The organism is Microbacterium sp. CFBP 13617, from assembly GCF_014839445.1.
Taxonomy (GTDB): domain Bacteria; phylum Actinomycetota; class Actinomycetes; order Actinomycetales; family Microbacteriaceae; genus Microbacterium.
In genome coordinates, this window is sequence record NZ_JACYNW010000002.1 from 626,403 (window position 1) to 643,612 (window position 17,210).

Here is a 17,210-nt window from a genome sequence, read left to right on the forward strand (position 1 = left end):
GAGGGGACGGTGGACCCCACGTCAGGTCGCTTCGGCGAACTCCATCAAGCGGGTTCCGCGGCGCTCGAACAGGGCCGCCCCGATCGCCACACCCGCTACCAGCACGACGAGACCCGCGCCGACGCCGACCGCCAGCGCGAACATCGCGTCGATGGAGTCGCCCGCCACGGCGCGCCAGGTGAGCCAGATCGCGGGGGCCGCGGCCAGCAGTGCTCCCACCATCACGAGGCCCTGCGCCATGACGCCCCCCGAGCCCGACCGCTGAGGCTGCTGGAACGGGCTGTCGCCGGGCCGCGACACCGCGTAGGGCGCCACGACCGACGAGATGCTCGAGAGGCCGAGCCCCGCCAGGAACAGGGCCGCACACACTCCGACCAGGGCGGGAAAGACGGCCCAGCGGCCGTGGGCCACCACCGCGAGGGGAAGGGTGAGCGCGAGGACCGGCAGGCCGATCAGCAGCACCGGAACGAGACGGCCGATGCGATCCGGCGCACCGCGCACGCCTGAGGCGATGTGCATCCACAACGCGGTGGAGTCGTAGGCGAGGTCGTTGTGCGGGAGCCATCCGAAGAACAAGGCCATGATCGGCACGGGCAGCAGCACCGCGATCTCGAAGGGCACGCCCGCGACCAGCAGCGGCACGGTGGACACGACGGCGGCGACGGGCACGATGATGACGTTCACGATGTAGCGGCGGTCGCGCAGCCAGTACGACAGGCTGCGGGCGGCGACCGCTCCCCCGGGCGTACCGGGGAGCATCGCGAACCATCCCATTCCCCCGCGCTCGCGGGCGGCGACGGGGCGACGGGTGGTGGTGAGCAGGCGGTCGACCAGGACGAACCAGGCGACGGCCAGCACACCGACCGTGGCGAGGGCGACGATCAGGCTGCCGACGGCCGCCCCCGCCGACGGTGCCAACGCGATCCCCCAGGCGGCGCCGATCGGGGTCCACGCCAGGATCTCGGCGGCCGAGGCGAGCTGAGAGGGAACGGCCCCCCGCCATTCGAGCGAGCCGAGGAACACCCCCACCGGCACGACGACGACGAGCACGGCCACGAGGTACACGCCCATGAGCTCCCGCGATTGCCGCGGGCGCTGCACGAGCGCGCCGAGCGCCATGCTGACGCGGGCGAACAGCACGCAGGTGGCAAGACCGAGCACGACCGAGGCCACGCTCGCGACCGCCGCGGCCCCGTGGGCGCCCCACGCGACGGCGAGGCTCACCCCGAGCACCAGAACGACGAGAACCGGGACGCTGAGGAACCCGGCGAGCAGGAGTGCGCCGGCGAGCGGCCGCGGCTCCGGCCCGACCACCGCGAACCGTCGGGGGTCGAGCGGGTCGATCGAGGCGGTGACGGGAGGACCGACCGCGAAGCCGAGCGTGACCGCAGACCCCGCGAGCACGGTGACCACGGCGGTGGTCAGCCGATCGGCATCCGCGAGACCCGCGGCACTCACGGCCGCGACCGCCGCCGCAGCGACGAGGAGGACCACACCGATGACGCGCCGGACGACCTCGCGGGGGTCGCCCCGCAGGGCGCCCCACATCATCGCCAGTCTCAGGCGGAGAACGTGTGCAACCACTCCAGGCCCTCCACGTCGCCCAGACCACCCGCGAGCTCGAGGAAGCGCTGTTCCAGCGTCGCCTCGCCGCGTACTTCGTCGACGGTGCCCTCGGCGAGCACCTGGCCCGACACGATGACCGCCACCCGCGAGCAGACGCGTTCGACGAGCTCCATGCCGTGGCTGGAGAGGATGACGGTGCCGCCGTGGTCGACGTACGTGCCCAGGATGTCGAGGATGACCGCGCTCGAGACGGGATCGACGGCCTCGAACGGCTCATCGAGGACGAGCAGTCGCGGCGAGTGGATCATCGCGCCGGCGAGCATGACCTTCTTCGTCATACCGGCGGAGTAGTCCGAGACCGGCCGTGCGAGGGCGTCGACGAGATCGAACGCGCGCGCCAGGTCGGCGATGCGACTCTCGACCAGGGGCGCGGGAAGACTGCGCAGCGCACCGTAGTACGACAGCAGCTGCCGACCCGTGAGCCGGTCGAAGGTGCGCAGACGGTCGGGCAGCACGCCGATGAGCTTCTTCGCCTCGCGTGAGCGGCGGGCGGCGTCGACACCGTTGATCTGCACGGTGCCGCCGTCGGCGCGCAGCAGGCCGGCGATGATCGACAGCGTGGTCGTCTTGCCCGCCCCGTTCGGCCCGACGAGGCCGTAGAACGAACCCGCCGGCACGGTGAGGTCGATCGCGTCGACGGCCCGCAGCTCGCCGAACGTCTTGGTGACGCCGCGCAGCGTGAGCGCCGGGACGGCGTCGGCGGTGTGCTGGTCGGCACGGTCGGCGTCCGCCGTGGCGGCATCGGCGGTGTCGGCTGACGCGGAGCCGGCGTGCGGGTTGGTGAGGGGTGCGATCTCGAGCTCCGGATCGGCTGCCAGCTCGGGCGCGTCGAGAACGATGTGGGCGTCGTTCTCGGGCGAAGACTCCGTCTCGCCCGCCGGCCCGGCCTCGGACGCGAGGGGGGACTCGCGCGTCGCCCCGGCCTCGGACGCGAGGTCGATCTCGTCCGAAAGGACGACATCGTTCTCGTCAGTGACCCGGACATCGGGACGCGTCGGGTCGGAGGGGGGCTCCGCAGATTCGGGTTCCGTTTCCTCGAGCTCTGTCGGCGCGGGCTCGGTGGTGGCCTCTTGCTCGGTCGCCTCGGGCTCGGTCGTTTCGGGCTGAGCCGACTCGGACTCCCCCGACGCGGACTCCCCCGAGGCGTCGTCGGCCACCGAAGGGGTGAGCGCGTCGGCGGGGCCCGTCTCGCTGTCGGCGAGGGGCGTATCGACCACCACGCCGGGGTGAGCGGCGGCGATCGGCGATGCCTGGTCGGCCGGCGCGTCGATCGCGGTCTCGTCCTCGTCCGTGGCGCTCGCAGCGTCGGCACCGGGGGCGGCCTCGGAGACGACGGGCTCTTCGACAGCGACGTCGGCGGGGGTGGGATCGGCGGGCACAGCATCGGCGGTCGCGGGATCCGCGGGCACGGCGTCAGGGGAGATCGCGTCTGCGGAGGCGCCGGAATCCGTCGTGCGCACCGGGAGCGGAGGGCGCGGGGGGATCACGAGGTCGGGCGACAGAGCCGCCGCGTCGGGCGTCGTGGCGGCGTCGACGCTCGTCTCGGTCGCCGCAGACGCGCGGGGCGTCGCCGGCTTCTTCGCCGTGGGGCGCTTGGCTGCGGGCTTTCTCGCGGCCGTCGTGCGCGGGGTGGATGACGTGGATGCGGACGCTGCGGAGGTACGCGGTGCGGCCGGCTTCTTTGCGGGGGTGCGCGGCGCCGCGCCCGTGGACGCGGCGCGGCTGGCGGTCGTGCGGGGAGTTCGCGGCTTCGGCGCGGGCTTCGGCGTGTCGACGGCCTCGGACGGGTCCGCGGACGCGTCGGTCGCGGCGTCTGCCGCCTCGACCGTCGCCTTCGGACGAGCGGGAGCGCGACGAGGAGCGCGGGGTGCGGTGGCACGCGGGGCGCGTGGGGCACGCGGTTTCGCGGCCGGCTGCGGAGACTCGGAGGATTCGGCGCTCGCCGCGGCGGCCTCGGTGTCGGACGAGGAACTTTCGGGGGGCTGCGGCAGCGACGCTGTCATCACCCCAAACTAGCAAGCACCTCCGACATCGCCCGACGTCGGGTCGTGGGACGCAACCCCAGGACGGCATCACGAAACCACAACGACCGGCGCGAATCATGCCACCTCACAGGGCCTTTTCGCTAGCATCGATCGAACACGAAGGCGTGACATTCCGGTGAACCGGACATGACGACTCATCCCCCCAGGAGCCAGCCTTGACTGTTCAGATCGTGATCCTCGCCGCGGGCATGGGCTCGCGCCTCGGCCGCAGCCTGCCGAAACCGCTCACCGTGCTCGCCGACGGCCGCAGCATCATGCAGCAGCAGCACGACAACATCCGCGCCGCATTCGGCCGCACGGCCCGCATCACCAGCGTCGTCGGCTACCGCGCCGAGACCATCGTCGACACGTTCCCGCACGTCGACTATGTCTACAACGACCGGTACGACCAGACCAACACCTCGAAGAGCCTCCTGCGCGCGCTGGCCAAGAGCGGTCGAGGCGGAGTGCTGTGGATGAACGGCGACGTGGTCTTCGACCCCCGCGTCCTCGGTCGCGCAGTCGAACTCATCGACGCGGACCGTTCCTTCGTGACCGTCGACACGGCCAATGTCAGCGACGAAGAGGTGAAGTACACGGTGGATGCCGAGGGCTTCATCGCCGAGCTGTCGAAGGTCGTCGTCGGCGGCATCGGCGAAGCCGTGGGCATCAACTACGTCTCGGCGCGCGACAAGAAGGCCCTGCAACGTCAGCTGCAGCGCGTCGACGACCAGGATTACTTCGAGCGGGGCATCGAGCTCGCGATCGCCGAGGACGGCATGCGCGTCGAACCGCTCGACATCTCCGATCTCTACGCGGTCGAGGTCGACTTCGCCGAAGACCTCGAGCGGGCGAACCTCTTCGTCTGACCGTCGCGGTCAGTCGTCGGGGTCCTCCGGCGGCACTGCGCGGCGAAGGCCTCACCCGACCGTCATTCGGCAGGGCCCCGAACCTCTCCCCCGCACGCGCCGACACGTCATCGTCAAGTCGCCCTCGCCTCGGCGTGCGACGAGCAAGGATGGTTCCATGTCCGAGAAGGTGCACCGCATCCACTCCCTCCCCGACGACGCGCCCTGGAAGGGCGGGCTCCCCCCGGCAGGGTCGGAGGAACACCCCCGAACCGTCCGCATGCTCGACCGCGTGCTCGCCGTGCAGCGCCCCGCGGTGCTCGCGCATCTCCGCAGCATCCGGCTGCGGCATCCGGACGCCGCTCCCGACGAGATCCTGCGGATCCTCGAGCGCCGCTACCTCGCCGCCGTCACCACCGGAGGCGCGGCCGTGGGGGCGACCGCGGTGGTCCCCGGTATCGGCACCGGTGTGACCCTCGCGCTGAGCGGGGTCGAGACCATCGGTTTCCTCGAGGCCACCGCGCTGTACGCGCAGTCGGTCGCCGAGGTGCACGGGCTCGTCGTGCAGGACCCCGATCGAGGTCGGGCGCTGGTTCTCGCTCTGCTGCTCGGCAAAGAAGGCGTCGACCTCGTGTCGCAGCTCGCCTCGCAGGCCGCCGGTCGCGGGGGCACCCGCGCGAGCTACTGGGGCGAGATGGTGACCAAGACGCTGCCGCGCGCCGCCGTCGGCCCGCTCGTCGACCGCCTCAAGACGATGTTCGTGCGCCAGTTCGCCACGCGCGGCGGAGCGTCGTGGCTCGGGAAGGCCCTCCCCTTCGGCGTCGGGGCCGTCGTCGGAGGTGCCGGGAACCACCTCCTCGGCCGGCGCGTTCTCGTCAACGCGCGACGAGCCTTCGGGTCTGCCCCGCTCCAGCTCCCCGCCGACCTCGAGCCGAGGCCCGGTGCCGAGACGAGGGAACGCGCGACCCTGGGCGGCATCCACCGCGTGGGCGGCGCGATCGCCGAGGTCGTCGGCGGCGCGGGTCGCCGCACCGGCTCCGCGGCCCGAAAGGCCCTGCCTCGTCGGCGCCGCGCGGGTGCGGAGGGCGCACGCGATGACGACGCGACGGGCGAGACCGCCGGCGACGGCCGCGGCTCGGCATCCTGACCCATCTCACCGACACGGCCTCCGGCGCAAGTCCCGCGCGTCGTTCGCCCCGGCGCGTTAGCCTCGCCGCATGGGCGACCTCCTCGATCTCCTCGCGGTCTGGATGCCGCGTCAGCGCTGGTACGGCACGAAAGGCCGCGATCCGCGGCTGACCATCGTGGCCGACTGGGCACTCGACGCGACCGACACGCGACTGCTTCTCGTGCGCGACGACGCTGCAGCGCCGGCGATCCTCTACCAGGTACCTGTCGTCGTGCGGGCCGAGGGTTCCGTGCTGCCGGGCAGCCTGATCGGCGCGGCCGACGAGGGGCGGGTGTGGGCGGACGCCACCACCGACCCCGCCTTCACCGACCTGCTGTACTCCTGGGTCACTCGCGGCGGAGCGGCGGGAACCCCCGACGACGGCCTCACCGCCTTCGCCCTCGCCTCGCCGGACGGTGAAGCGCCTGCGCCTCGCGCCACCGCCCGCGTGCTGAGCGGCGAACAGTCGAACACCTCGCTCATCTTCCGGCCCGACGACGCCGGCCTTCCCGTGATCTGCAAGCTCTTCCGGCAGGTGCATCCGGGCATCAACCCCGACGTGGAGCTGCAGTCGGCTCTCGCTGCCGCCGGTGCGGCGTTCGTGCCCGCCGCGATCGGTGAGGTGCGCGGATCGTGGGTGACGCCCGAAGGAGTTCCCGTCAGCGGGTCGCTCGCCTTCGCGCAGGAGTTCTTCGACGGCGTCGAGGACGCCTGGCGCGTCGCCCTCGACGCCGCGGCCGCCGACGACGACTTCGCTGCGCGCGCCCACGCGCTCGGCGCGAGCGTCGCGGGCATGCACGTCTCCCTCTCGCGGGCGTTCCCCACGCGCGAGCCCGACGCCGAGGACCGCGCGGCCGTGGTCGGTGCGTGGGAGCGACGTCTGTCGATCGCCCTCGCCGAGGTCCCGGCGCTGGAGCCGTACGCCGACCGCATCCGTGCCGTGTACGCGGCCGCCGCCACCGCCCCCTGGCCTGCGCTGCAGCGCGTGCACGGCGACCTGCACCTCGGGCAGGTGCTCGACACCCCCCGCAACGGCTGGGTGCTGCTGGACTTCGAGGGCGAGCCGCTGCGTCCCATCGCCGAACGCCTGCAGCCCGACGTCGCCGTGCGCGACGTCGCCGGCATGCTGCGCTCGTTCGACTACGTCTCGGGCGCCGTGGCCGACGACGACGGCGCCGCGGTGCGCGCGTGGGTCATCGCCGCCCAGCAGGCGTTCCTCGACGGCTACGCCGAGACCGCCGGCCCCCAGAGCACGGACGACGAGACGCTGCGTGCCGCGTTCGAACTCGACAAAGCCGTCTACGAGGCGATCTACGAGACGCGCAACCGCCCCGACTGGGTCGGCATCCCCCTCGCCGCGATCGGTCGGCTCGCTCCGCTGGAGTGACGGCCCGGAGCCTCAGTCCGAGGGCGGGGTGTCGTGGCGCGATTCTTCACGCGCGTGCCAGGTGTCCCAGCGTGCCATGAGCTCGGCCACCGCCGCCTCGAACCGGACGGTGGCCGATCCCGGCGTGGTGTCGCCGAAGTAGTGCCGCACCCAGTGCGCGAGACGCTCACCCGACGCGGGGTCGTCGAGCACGCGCTCGGCGTGTCCGACGATGTCGCCGGATGCCGCGGCATCCAGCCATTCGCACGCCGACAGGTACCCGCCCTCGTCGACGACGGCCGCGGGGTCCACGGGCCGCGTGATGAGCAGGGGCTTGCCCACGGCGAGACGGTCGTAGACCATCGCCGAGATGTCGACCACCGCGAGGTCGGCCGCGGTGAGTTGCCAGCCCATCTCGGCGCCGGTGTCGTGCACGTGGCCCGCGCCGGGGTCGGCGCGGTTCGCGGCCTGAAGTGCCGCCGCGATGCGGGCGTTCGCCGCCCCGTACGCCGGATCGACGATTCCCGACCGCGGGTGCGGGCGGTAGATCACGCGATGACGTCCCGTCGCGAGCAGGGCCGCGACGAGCGACTCCCCGTGGGTGACGACCGAGCCGTACCGCGCCGAGGGCCGGTCGCCCTCCCACGTGGGGGCGTACAGCACCACGGTGCGCTCGTCGGGCGGGAACGGCGGCTCACCGCCGTAGTGGTCGGCCTGCGGGCGCCCGATCGAGAACGTGCGGCGGTCGAGGTCGTAGTCCCACAGCTCCCGCGACAGCCGCTCGCGGGCCGCGTTTCCGGCGACGAAGGCGTAGTCGTACGCCGTCACCTGGTTCGTGGTCATGTACATCTTGTCGGACTCGCCGTGGTTGATGAACACGTGCCAGCGCCGCCCGTAGCGGAACATCTGGAAGTTGCGGGTGTTCTGGTTGACGTAGAACACCACGCGGATGTCCTGCTCGCTCAGCACCCGCTCGACGTCGGCGATCGTCGGCGCGTACGCGACCGGCAGAGCATCGTCGCGCAGGAGCGCGTCGGCGCCGCGGATCGCCCGGCTGATGACGACGACCGGCCAGCGTTCCGCCAGGTGCTGCAGGGGCGCGTACCACTGCCGCATCTGGTACATGTTCGCGGCGCCGTCGGCGAAGTACACCGCGACGCGGAACCGCCCCTCGGGCAGTGGACCGCGGGCGTCGAGCGCCGCGCGGAGGTCGCGGCGAGCGCGTCGGGTGGCGAGGGCTTTGCGAAGGAGGCCCACAGCGAGCCGGGTGTCGCGGGCGAGGGGCATCGTTCCAGGGTACCGGCCAGCCTCTCGTGACAGGATCGACGGATGCCCCTTTCGACCCCCGGCGAAAGAGACGCGCCCGTTCCTCCCGACGATGCGGGCGTGAGCTTCGTCATGCCCGTGCTCAACGAGCAGCGGTACCTGCGTCGCGCCGTCGCCTCCACCCTCGCGCAGGACGTCCCCGGACCCGTCGAGCTGGTCGTGGCCCTCGGCCCCTCCACCGACGGGACCGACGCCCTCGCTCGAGAACTGGCGGATGCCGACGACCGCATCGTGCTGATCGAGAACCCCGCCGCCGACATCCCCGTCGGGCTGAACCGGGCCATCCGCGCCAGCCGGTACCCGACCATCGTCCGCGTCGACGCCCACTCCGAACTCGCGCCGGGCTACGCGCGGCGGGCGCTGCGGACCCTCGCGCGGGTGCAGGCCGCGAACGTCGGCGGAGTGATGCGCGCCGACGGGCGCTCCCCCTTCCAGCGCGCCGTCGCCCGGGCCTACAACTCCCGCGTCGGCCTGGGCGGGGGTGCGTACCACGGCGGCACCGAGGAGGGCCCCGCCGAGTCGGCGTACCTCGGCGTCATGCGGCGCGCGGTGCTCGACGAGGTCGGATTGTTCGATGAGAGCATCCGCCGCGGCGAGGACTGGGAGCTGAACCTGCGCATCCGGCGCGCCGGGTACCGCGTCTGGTTCGACCCGCGGCTCGAAGCGGTCTACTGGCCGCGCGAGAGCTGGACGCGACTCGTGCGCCAGTTCCGCGCCACGGGGGCATGGCGGGGCGAGCTCGTGCGCCGCTACGGGCGCGGCAACTCCCTGCGGTACTTCGCTCCCCCGGCGCTGGTGGGCGCGGCGGCGGTCTCGGCGGTGACGGCCGGCGTGCAGCTCGGCCGCCGTCGGCGGGGGCGCTCCTGGGTGCTGCATCTGCCGGTCGCCGGGTACGCCCTGCTCGTCGCCCTCGTCGCTCTCGGTCGGGGCGGCGGCCGCGGGTGGCGCGACAAGGCGTGGACGGCCGCGGTGCTGCCGTCGATGCACGTCTCATGGGGGTGGGGGTTCGTCTGGGCGCTCGTGCGCGGTGCGCGCGACACCGTCGACACGTCGCGCCTGGACGGCCGGAACACGCCTCTGCCCTAGCCTGCCCCGTCCGTCGAGGCGTCCGGTCGCTCTCATGAGGCGCGGGCATCAGCGAGGGCATCAGGCGCGGTCGACGAGGCCCTGGTCGAGGATGCGCGCCACGACGCGTTCGGCGGCGCGCCCGTCGTCGCGGGCGGTGAACTCGCGCTGCCAGCGCGCGTACCGCTCGGTGAAGACGTCGGGGTCGACCTCGGCCAGGGCTCGCTCCAACTCGTGTTGCGTGCGCACGACGGGCCCGGGGGCGGCGTCGAGAAGGTCGAAGTAGAACCCGCGCAGCTCGCCCCGGTAGTGCTCGAGGTCGGGCACGAGGAAGTACAGGGGTTTGCCCGTGACGCTGAAGTCGAACATCACCGAGGAGTAGTCGGTGATCAGTGCGTCGGCGACGGCGAGCAGGCGGCTGGTGTCGGGGTACCCGGTGACGTCGATGACCCGCGCCCCGTCGGCGTCTCGGCCCGGCTGCAGGGTGCGCGTGTGGCCGCGCACGAGCACCACGGCGTCGGCGGCGCGGGCGAGGGCCGCCGGGTCGACGAAGTCGACCATGGCCTCGCGGTCGTCGCGCCAGGTGGGGGCGTACAGCAGAACCCGTTCGTCGGGGCCGATGCCGAGGCGTCGACGCGTGAGAGCGCCGTCGTCGGTGCGCAGGGCGTCGTTGCGCGGGTAGCCCTCGATCCACACCGGTCGGCGCAGGAACGCGTAGGCGCGGGTGAGCACGCGCGCCGCGTACGGGCTCTGCGCGAGCAGCACGTTCCACCGGCGGCTCTCGCGCAGCACGGCAAGCGCACGACGCGGGTCGAACCCGGGCCGGTGCAGCGCGAGGCGCTTGAGGGGCGTGCCGTGCCAGGTCTGCAGCACGATCTGCCCGCGGCGGCGCACGAACCGGCGCCGCAGCCAGTCGTTGACCACGAGCAGGCGCGACACCCCTCGGGCACGCCACCACTCGGGGCTCCCCTCGACGACGGCGACGGCTCCGGCGGGCACGTCGACGGAGTGGTCGACGACGCTCCAGTAACGGGTCACCCCCGGTGCCACGCGGGCGAGCTCGCGGTCGATCGCGAGCGGGTTGCAGCCGGCGGTGCGGCCGTAGAAGCTCTCGAAGAACACGGCGTTCTCGAGCGGGTCGCGCTCGCGCGCGTATCGGCGCTCGAGAGCGGCCTGGCCCGCGGGCGTGCGGTCGGCGGGGTCACCGGGAGGACTGATGACGACCGTGCCGTCCGACAACGCCGCGCGGAGCCCCGTAAGGGCGACCTCCGGCAGGGTCGTCGCCGGAGGCGCGGCATCCGGAGCCCCGTCCGCGTCGATGCGCAGGCGGTACCGGCCCGACGGCAGGGGCAGCGCCGGGCCGCCCCACCGCGCGGCCCGCAGGGGGATGACCGCGCGCCAGGTGCGCCCCCGTCCGTGCAGGCGCCCGGTCGATCGGGCTCGCGCCCCGACCAGGTCGACGGATGCCGGACGGGCACCCGTTCCGCTGAGCCCCAGCGCGGGAGTGCCGTCGTCGTCGAAGAACCGTGCCTCGGTCATCGCGTCGCCTTTCTCGTCGTCCACCGGCGCGCGCCGCGCAGCACGCCGGTACCGGGTGTCGTGCCGCGGGCATCGAGGCGGTTGCGGATCAGGCGGTGCACGCGCTCGGCGTTCCGTCCGTCCCGGTGCGCATGCACGGTGGCGCTGCGGGCGACGGAGGCGGCCAGCGCCTCGGTCGGGTCATTCACGACGGCCTCGATCGCGGCGACGGCCGCGCTCCACGTGCGGGCGGGAACGTCGCCGGCGACGTCGGCATAGCGCCCGTACAGGCCGCGGCGGGCCGTATACGCCTCGAGGTCGGGGGCGAAGAAGACCACCGGCAGGGGCACGAGGGCGGCGTCGAACGCGAGCGAGGAGTAATCGGTCACCAGCACGTCGAGACCGGGGAGCAGGGGCGTGACGTCGGCGACGAGGTCGCTGCCGAGCGGACGCACCCGGTCGGTAGGCCAGGGCGCTCGGTACTCCCCCGCGCCGAGGGGATGCGAGCGCACGAGCAGCATGCCGTCGTGGCGGTCGAGCACGGCGCGGATGGCCGCCCACTCGTCGGCCGTGGGAATCGCCGGGTCGGGGTCGCCGTCTCGCCAGGTCGGGGCGTAGAGCACGACGGGACGTTCGCCGAGCTGCGTGCCCGTGAGCGTGTGCAGCGCCGCGCGGGCACGGGCACGGCGCTCCGCCGCCTCGCCGGAAGACAGCACGTCGACGCGGGGCTCCCCCGTCACGGGAACCTGGGCGTCGGTCAGCGCGAACGCCGTCTCGAGGCGGCCCCGCACGAGATGCGAAGCGGCCGGCACCAGGCCGATGCGACGAGTGGTGCGCCGGTACAGCAGCCGCAGCACCGGACTCAGCACGCTCGGCAGCACGGGAGCGCGCGTGGTCTCGGCCGAGTCGAGGCCGATGCGCTTCAGCGGAATGCCGTGCCAGAGCTGCACGACGAACGCCCCGCCGACGGCGTAGCGCTGCACGTCGCCGAAGCCGTGAGTCACCACGATCACCCGGGCGCGCGCGGTGCGCCACAGGCCGCGTGCCGAGTCGCGCCTGACCCACCGGATGCCGAGATCCCGAGCCGTCCGCGCCTGCCCGTCGTCGGCGACGAGCCACGTCGTCTTCTCACCGTGGTCGGCGGCGACCCGGTGCAGGGTCAGAGCACCGTCGGCGACGCCGACCGCACTGCCGAAGACCCATTCGTCGCGGGACCGGGGCACGAGCAACGTCAGGAGCCGACCCGCGAGATACAGCGGAAGACGGCGGAGTTTCTGCGCGTTCCCCGCACCGAACGAGAAAGACGCCACCCCGCGAGCTTATCGCGGGGTGGCGTCCGTCACCTGGAGAGGAGGACCCGCGCCGGTCGTCCGGCGGCGGGCGACGGGCCGGCGACGGCCCGATCCGAGGTCAGTTCTGCATCGTGCCGAGGGTGACCTCGACGGTCTTCTCCTGACCGTTGCGGTTGTACGTCACCTCGGCCTGGGCGCCCGCGGCGAGCGCGCGCACCTGGGCGGTGAGGTCGATCGAGTTGGTGACGGGCACGCCGTCGAACGCCGTGATGACGTCGCCCTTCGTGAGGCCCGCGGCCTGGGCCGCGCCGCCGCTGGTGGCCTCGGCCACGTACGCGCCGGTCGTGGTCGCTCCCTGGATCGACGCGGCATCCTGGACCGAGGCGCCCAAGAGGCCGTGGGTGGCGGAGCCGTTGTCGATGATCTCCTGCGAGATGCGCTTGGCGATGTCGGAGGGGATCGAGAAGCCGACGCCGATGTTGCCCGACTGCGCACCCGACGACGAGCCGCCCGCGCTGGCGATGGCGACGTTGATGCCGATCAGCTTGCCCTCGTTGTCGACGAGTGCTCCGCCGGAGTTGCCCGGGTTGATGGCGGCGTCGGTCTGGATGACGGCGATCTTGATGGTCTGGGTCGCCTGCTGCGACTGCTGGCCCTGGCCGAAGTCGAAGCGGAACGGGCTCTCGCCTCCGGGCTCGGAGCCCTGGTCCTGCTCGGATCCGTCCTTCGGCGCGGCGGACGACGCGACCTGGATCGACCGGTTCAGCGCGCTGACGATTCCGGTGGTGACCGTGTTGGGCAGGCCCAGCGGGGCGCCGATGGCGGTGGTGGCGTCGCCGACGTTGAGCTTCGACGAGTCGGCCCACTCGATGGGCGTGAGGTTCGTCGCGTTCTCGAGCTTGATGACGGCCAGGTCGTACGTGGGGTCGGTGCCGACCACCGTGGCGGCGTACACGTGACCGTCGGAGGTGGTGACCGAGATCTTGGCGTCGCCGGTGGCCCCGTCGAGGGTGACGACGTGCGTGTTGGTGAGCACGTAGCCGTCGTCGCTCAGGATGACACCCGAGCCGGTGCCGCCCGACGAGGTGCCGGTGGCGCTGATGGTGACGACGCTGGGGACGACCTTGGATGCCACGGCCGCGGTCTCGTTGACGTCGTCGGTGTCGTTCACGGTGACGGCCGTGGGGCCGGCGACGGTGGAGCTGTCGGATCCGCCCCACAAGCTGAGGCCCGCGTAGGTGCCCCCGAGACCGGCGGCGCCGCCGACGAGGGCGGCGGCCACCACGAGGGCGGCGATGCGCGGCACGGAGCTCTTCTTGCGCGGCGTGGCGTGCGCGGCGTTCTCGGGCAGCACGAGGGTGGGGTGCGCGCTCGTCGCGGCGGGGCCGAACGCCTGGCCGGTGGGCGAGGTGGCGCCCGAGGGGGCCGAGGCGTAGCCGTGGGTCGGCTGCGGCGCGGCGCTGCCCGCGACGGGCGGCGGCCAGGCGGCGGCGGCCGCGGCGGGCGAGCGCGTCGGCTTCGGCGGCACGTTCGTCGCCTCGGCGCGGGGGGCCTCGGGCTGCGAGGGCGTGGGCGCGGCGGCGTCGCCCGCGGGGGTGGTGCTGTCGTCGTGACCGTCAGGACGGTTGTTCGTGGTGTCGCTCATGGGGTGCTCCTTCTTCCAGGCGCTTCTACGATGACCGCGCATCCTGTGGTCTACCTATGACGCGCGTGAGCCCTGTCTATGGGTGTAACAGCAGTCGCCCGCGGGGCATCCCCCGGTTGCGCCCGAGAGCGTGACATGCCGCCCCCTCTCGCACCGCCCGACGTCGGCGGCGCGGATGCCGTGGCTCCCGGCATCCGGGTGTCCTCGGTCGCCGGCCCCGACCGGGGCTCCGCTACGGTGAAAGCCACCCGCCCCGTTCCTTCGGAGAGCCCCACCATGCAGCAGATCCCCGGCGCCTGGCAGCGCACCGCCCGCGGAGCGGGCCTCCTCTCGCCCGACGGCAGCGCCGTTCCCACGATCTTCGCCGAGATGAGCGCGCTCGCCGCCTCCACCGGTGCGCTCAACCTCGGACAGGGCTTCCCCGACGAAGACGGGCCCGAGCCCGTGCTCGAGGCGGCTCGCCGCGCCATCGCCGACGGGGTGAACCAGTACGCCCCCGGGCGGGGGTTCCCCGACCTGCTGGCCGCGATCGCGGAGCACCAGCGGCGCTTCTACGGCATCGAGCTGGATCCGACGCGCGAGGTGCTCGTCACCGTCGGAGCCACCGAGGCGCTGGCCGCCACCTTGCTGGCTCTCGTCGACGGCCCCGACGACGAGGTCGTCGTGTTCGAGCCCTACTACGACTCGTATGCGGCGTGCGTCGCCCTCTCGGGTGCACGCCTCGTGCCGGTGCCGCTGCGCTGGCCCGACTTCCAGCCCGACCTCGCGCAGTTGGCGTCCGCCGTCACCGACCGCACGCGCGTGATCCTCGTCAACGATCCGCACAACCCCACCGGCACGGTCTTCTCGCGCGAGGTGCTCGACGAGATCGTGCGTCTCGCGCACCTGCACGACGCGATCATCGTCACCGACGAGGTGTACGAGCACCTCGTCTTCGGCGCGCCCCACGTGCCGCTGTCGACTCTTCCCGGTGCCGCTGAGCGCACGCTGTCGATCTCGTCGGCCGGCAAGACGTTCTCGCTGACGGGGTGGAAGACGGGGTGGGTCACCGGTCCCGCCGCCCTCGTGTCGGCCGTGCTCGCGGTGAAGCAGTTCCTCACCTACGTCGGGGCGTCGCCCTTCCAGCCCGCGATCGCGGTGGGCCTGCGCCTGCCCGACGCGTTCTTCGCCTCGGTGGCGGCGGAGATGGCCGCCAAGGCCGCGCTGCTGGGCACGGGCTTACGCGCCGCGGGGTTCGACGTGTCGACGCCGGGGGGTTCGTACTTCACGGTGGTGGATGCCGCCCCGCTCGGCGCCGTCGACGCCGACGCGTTCTGCCGTGAGCTCCCCGCTCGCGCGGGCGTCGTCGGCATCCCCCTCACCGCCTTCGTGTCGCCGCCGCATCGCGGGCAGTACGCCACCCTCGTGCGCTTCGCCGCCTGCAAGCGCGTCGAGGTCCTCACCGACGCGGCTGAGAGGCTCGCGGGGATGTCGCGCGGCTGACCGGTCGGGCGGTCGCCCGGGCACAGCACGCCTGCGACGCCCGTCAGCGCGGCGTCACGCGGAATCGTCGCAGCGCGAGGGCCGGATTCACCCGGCGCACCCGGGCGATGGCATCCGGGTCGATGTGCGCGACGGCGACGTCGGTCGCCGTGCCCACCTGCGCGAGAGCGACGCCCTGGGGGTCGACGATCATCGAGTGCCCCACGCCGAGGGGCGGCGGGTGATCGGCCGCCGCGACGAAGAACGTGTTCTCGATGGCCCGCGCCTGCACGAGGGTGCGCCAGTGGTGCTCCTTGAGCGGCCCCCGCACCCATTCGGCCGGCACCAGCGCGACGTCGACACCGGCGTCGGCGAGCGTGCGCGCCACCTCGGGGAAGCGCAGGTCGTAGCAGGTCATCAGACCGAATCGCAGGCCGTGCGCCTCGAAGGTCTGCGGCGGCGCGATCTCACCCGGCTCGACCCAGTCCGACTCGCGCTGGCCGAAGGCGTCGTAGAGGTGCAGCTTGCGGTACACCGCGCGGATGCCGTCTGCCCCGACCGCCACGACGGTGTTGCGCACCCGTCGGCCGTCGTCGGCCCGCTCGAGCAGCCCCGCGACGATGATCACGTCGAGCTCGGCGGCCAGGGTGGTCAGCGCCGAGACGAAGGGGCCGTCGAGGTCCTCGGCGTTCTGCGCGAGCGAGTCGTCGAAGGGGTCGACGAAGTAGCTCGAGTACTCGGGGAACACCACCACGCGCGCACCTCGCGACACCGCGGTGCGGGTGGTGGCGTCGATGTCGGCCAGGTTGCCCTCGCGGGAAGCGGCCGGCGCGAACTGCGCGACGGCGACGCCGACGGTGTCGTGGCTCATCGCGGGTTCTCCTCTCGCCGGCACCCGGTGAACGCCGGCGCCACGACCCACAGTACGAGGATCACCAGGGCGCGCACGACCCCGTCAGCACGACGGCAACAGGCTTCACGACGACGTCGACCACGACCACGACGGTCGGCGTCCGCAACACCCGAGATCCTCGAAGATGTCGCTCACCAGGACATTATTTTGCAACACGCCCGGGCCACCCCTGCGGATTTGTGCTCCGGTGCATCTCGGCGTAATGTTTTCTCTTGTGCCGCGGGGTGGAGCAGCTCGGTAGCTCGCTGGGCTCATAACCCAGAGGTCGTAGGTTCAAATCCTGCCCCCGCAACAAGAAGAAGGGCCCCGGATCGTCAGATCCGGGGCCTTCTGCCTTTCCTCCGAACCTCGGGCGTGAATGCTCTCGCCCGCCGCGCGGCATCCACTTCTGGACGCGCGCTCCGGGGGTGAAGGACGCGTCGGCGGCATCGACGTCGCCCGCTGAGAGGGCAGCGACAAGATCGTCGATCAGGACCTTCCGGCGCAGGAACAGCGTTTCGATGACGACGAAGAAAAGCGCAGGAGAGACAGCCCCGGCGTTGCGTCGAATGTCCATGAGAATGTCGCGCATCCGGAGACGGCGCCTCGTCACGTGATCCGCCGACTTCTCACGGAACGAATGACCCCGCCGTGGTACTTTCCAAGGGCGTCACGCACCTCTGGTGCATCCATCGCCTCGCCTTCGACGGATGAAACATGTCACGCCACACACATCGTTCTGCCTCCCGACCGCCCGTGATCCTCGAGATCTACGGCTCGTCGCTGAGTTGGATCAAAGCCGAGCCCGGCATTCGTCTGACGCCCGAGAACGCACAGCAGCTGCACCACGAGGGCTACACGATGGTTCTCGTGCGAGACGGACTCTGGAAGACCCGACAGGTCTCTCTCATCCGTTTCATGCAGCGGCTTCCTCGGCAGCCCTGACGCCCCCGACGACCCTCGATCGCCGTCTATACGC

General features: G+C 72.5%; 13 protein-coding genes and 1 tRNA gene. 7 read left to right on the forward strand and 7 right to left on the reverse strand.

Features of this window, described 5'->3' with window-relative positions; all coding sequences use genetic code 11:
• Positions 1–21: 21 nt before the first annotated feature.
• Both IFU40_RS07680 and IFU40_RS17180 read right to left on the reverse strand, forming a co-directional pair.
• Positions 22–1,584 (reverse strand): hypothetical protein, encoded by a 1,563-nt coding sequence (locus tag IFU40_RS07680; protein WP_191925925.1) that lies wholly within the window; start codon positions 1,582–1,584, stop codon positions 22–24.
• A complete protein-coding gene (locus IFU40_RS17180; protein ID WP_342343496.1) occupies positions 1,560–3,035 on the reverse strand; it encodes an ABC transporter ATP-binding protein in 1,476 nt (491 codons plus the stop codon). The genes IFU40_RS07680 and IFU40_RS17180 overlap by 25 nt, the downstream gene beginning before the upstream one ends.
• Before the next feature lie 791 nt (positions 3,036–3,826).
• On the opposite strand from IFU40_RS17180, the gene IFU40_RS07690 reads away from it, so the two are divergent.
• The 3 genes from IFU40_RS07690 (at position 3,827) to IFU40_RS07700 (ending at position 7,053) form a co-directional block, all read left to right on the forward strand.
• Positions 3,827–4,519 carry a phosphocholine cytidylyltransferase family protein gene (locus IFU40_RS07690; RefSeq protein ID WP_055836338.1) on the forward strand — a complete coding sequence of 231 codons (693 nt, stop codon included), beginning with the start codon at positions 3,827–3,829 and terminating at the stop codon, positions 4,517–4,519.
• Positions 4,520–4,676: 157 nt separating this feature from the next.
• Positions 4,677–5,645: a hypothetical protein gene (locus tag IFU40_RS07695; RefSeq protein WP_191925926.1), complete on the forward strand. Its 969-nt coding sequence runs from the start codon at positions 4,677–4,679 to the stop codon at positions 5,643–5,645.
• Positions 5,646–5,715: 70 nt separating this feature from the next.
• Positions 5,716–7,053, forward strand: coding sequence for a maltokinase N-terminal cap-like domain-containing protein (locus IFU40_RS07700; RefSeq protein ID WP_191925927.1), 1,338 nt, complete (start codon positions 5,716–5,718; stop codon positions 7,051–7,053).
• A gap of 12 nt (positions 7,054–7,065) precedes the next feature.
• Here IFU40_RS07700 and IFU40_RS07705 read toward each other — a convergent pair whose 3' ends face one another.
• Positions 7,066–8,319, reverse strand: a complete 1,254-nt coding sequence (locus IFU40_RS07705; RefSeq protein WP_191925928.1) for a hypothetical protein — start codon at positions 8,317–8,319, stop codon at positions 7,066–7,068.
• A gap of 42 nt (positions 8,320–8,361) precedes the next feature.
• On the opposite strand from IFU40_RS07705, the gene IFU40_RS07710 reads away from it, so the two are divergent.
• Positions 8,362–9,444 (forward strand): glycosyltransferase family 2 protein, encoded by a 1,083-nt coding sequence (locus tag IFU40_RS07710; RefSeq protein ID WP_191925929.1) that lies wholly within the window; start codon positions 8,362–8,364, stop codon positions 9,442–9,444.
• A 60-nt stretch (positions 9,445–9,504) separates the two neighbouring features.
• Here IFU40_RS07710 and IFU40_RS07715 read toward each other — a convergent pair whose 3' ends face one another.
• From IFU40_RS07715 to IFU40_RS07725, 3 genes are all read right to left on the reverse strand, one after another.
• A complete protein-coding gene (locus IFU40_RS07715; protein WP_191925930.1) occupies positions 9,505–10,962 on the reverse strand; it encodes a CDP-glycerol glycerophosphotransferase family protein in 1,458 nt (485 codons plus the stop codon).
• Positions 10,959–12,251: a CDP-glycerol glycerophosphotransferase family protein gene (locus IFU40_RS07720; RefSeq protein ID WP_191925931.1), complete on the reverse strand. Its 1,293-nt coding sequence runs from the start codon at positions 12,249–12,251 to the stop codon at positions 10,959–10,961. Before IFU40_RS07720 ends, IFU40_RS07715 begins: the two co-directional genes overlap by 4 nt.
• Before the next feature lie 100 nt (positions 12,252–12,351).
• On the reverse strand, positions 12,352–13,878 hold the full coding sequence (locus IFU40_RS07725) for a S1C family serine protease (RefSeq protein WP_191925932.1): 1,527 nt from the start codon (positions 13,876–13,878) through the stop codon (positions 12,352–12,354).
• 276 nt (positions 13,879–14,154) lie between these two features.
• Between IFU40_RS07725 and IFU40_RS07730 the strand changes: the two genes are divergently transcribed.
• Positions 14,155–15,360: an aminotransferase class I/II-fold pyridoxal phosphate-dependent enzyme gene (locus IFU40_RS07730; RefSeq protein WP_191926054.1), complete on the forward strand. Its 1,206-nt coding sequence runs from the start codon at positions 14,155–14,157 to the stop codon at positions 15,358–15,360.
• A 43-nt stretch (positions 15,361–15,403) separates the two neighbouring features.
• On the opposite strand, the gene IFU40_RS07735 is transcribed toward IFU40_RS07730, so the two are convergent.
• Entirely contained in the window at positions 15,404–16,210 is an 807-nt protein-coding gene (locus IFU40_RS07735) for a carbon-nitrogen hydrolase family protein (protein ID WP_191925933.1), read from the reverse strand.
• Positions 16,211–16,470: 260 nt separating this feature from the next.
• On the opposite strand from IFU40_RS07735, the gene IFU40_RS07740 reads away from it, so the two are divergent.
• Both IFU40_RS07740 and IFU40_RS07745 read left to right on the forward strand, forming a co-directional pair.
• Positions 16,471–16,544: transfer RNA gene (locus IFU40_RS07740), tRNA-Met, on the forward strand.
• A gap of 443 nt (positions 16,545–16,987) precedes the next feature.
• Positions 16,988–17,176: a hypothetical protein gene (locus tag IFU40_RS07745; protein WP_191925934.1), complete on the forward strand. Its 189-nt coding sequence runs from the start codon at positions 16,988–16,990 to the stop codon at positions 17,174–17,176.
• Positions 17,177–17,210: the final 34 nt, after the last annotated feature.

Coding starts and splice junctions, on each gene's coding strand:
- IFU40_RS07695 (WP_191925926.1), top strand. CDS start 4,677: ATGTCCGAGAAGGTGCACCGCATCCACTCCCTCCCCGACGACGCGCCC.
- IFU40_RS07700 (WP_191925927.1), top strand. CDS start 5,716: ATGGGCGACCTCCTCGATCTCCTCGCGGTCTGGATGCCGCGTCAGCGC.
- IFU40_RS07735 (WP_191925933.1), bottom strand. CDS start 16,210: ATGAGCCACGACACCGTCGGCGTCGCCGTCGCGCAGTTCGCGCCGGCC.
- IFU40_RS07725 (WP_191925932.1), bottom strand. CDS start 13,878: ATGAGCGACACCACGAACAACCGTCCTGACGGTCACGACGACAGCACC.
- IFU40_RS07705 (WP_191925928.1), bottom strand. CDS start 8,319: ATGCCCCTCGCCCGCGACACCCGGCTCGCTGTGGGCCTCCTTCGCAAA.
- IFU40_RS07730 (WP_191926054.1), top strand. CDS start 14,155: ATGCAGCAGATCCCCGGCGCCTGGCAGCGCACCGCCCGCGGAGCGGGC.
- IFU40_RS07715 (WP_191925930.1), bottom strand. CDS start 10,962: ATGACCGAGGCACGGTTCTTCGACGACGACGGCACTCCCGCGCTGGGG.
- IFU40_RS07710 (WP_191925929.1), top strand. CDS start 8,362: ATGCCCCTTTCGACCCCCGGCGAAAGAGACGCGCCCGTTCCTCCCGAC.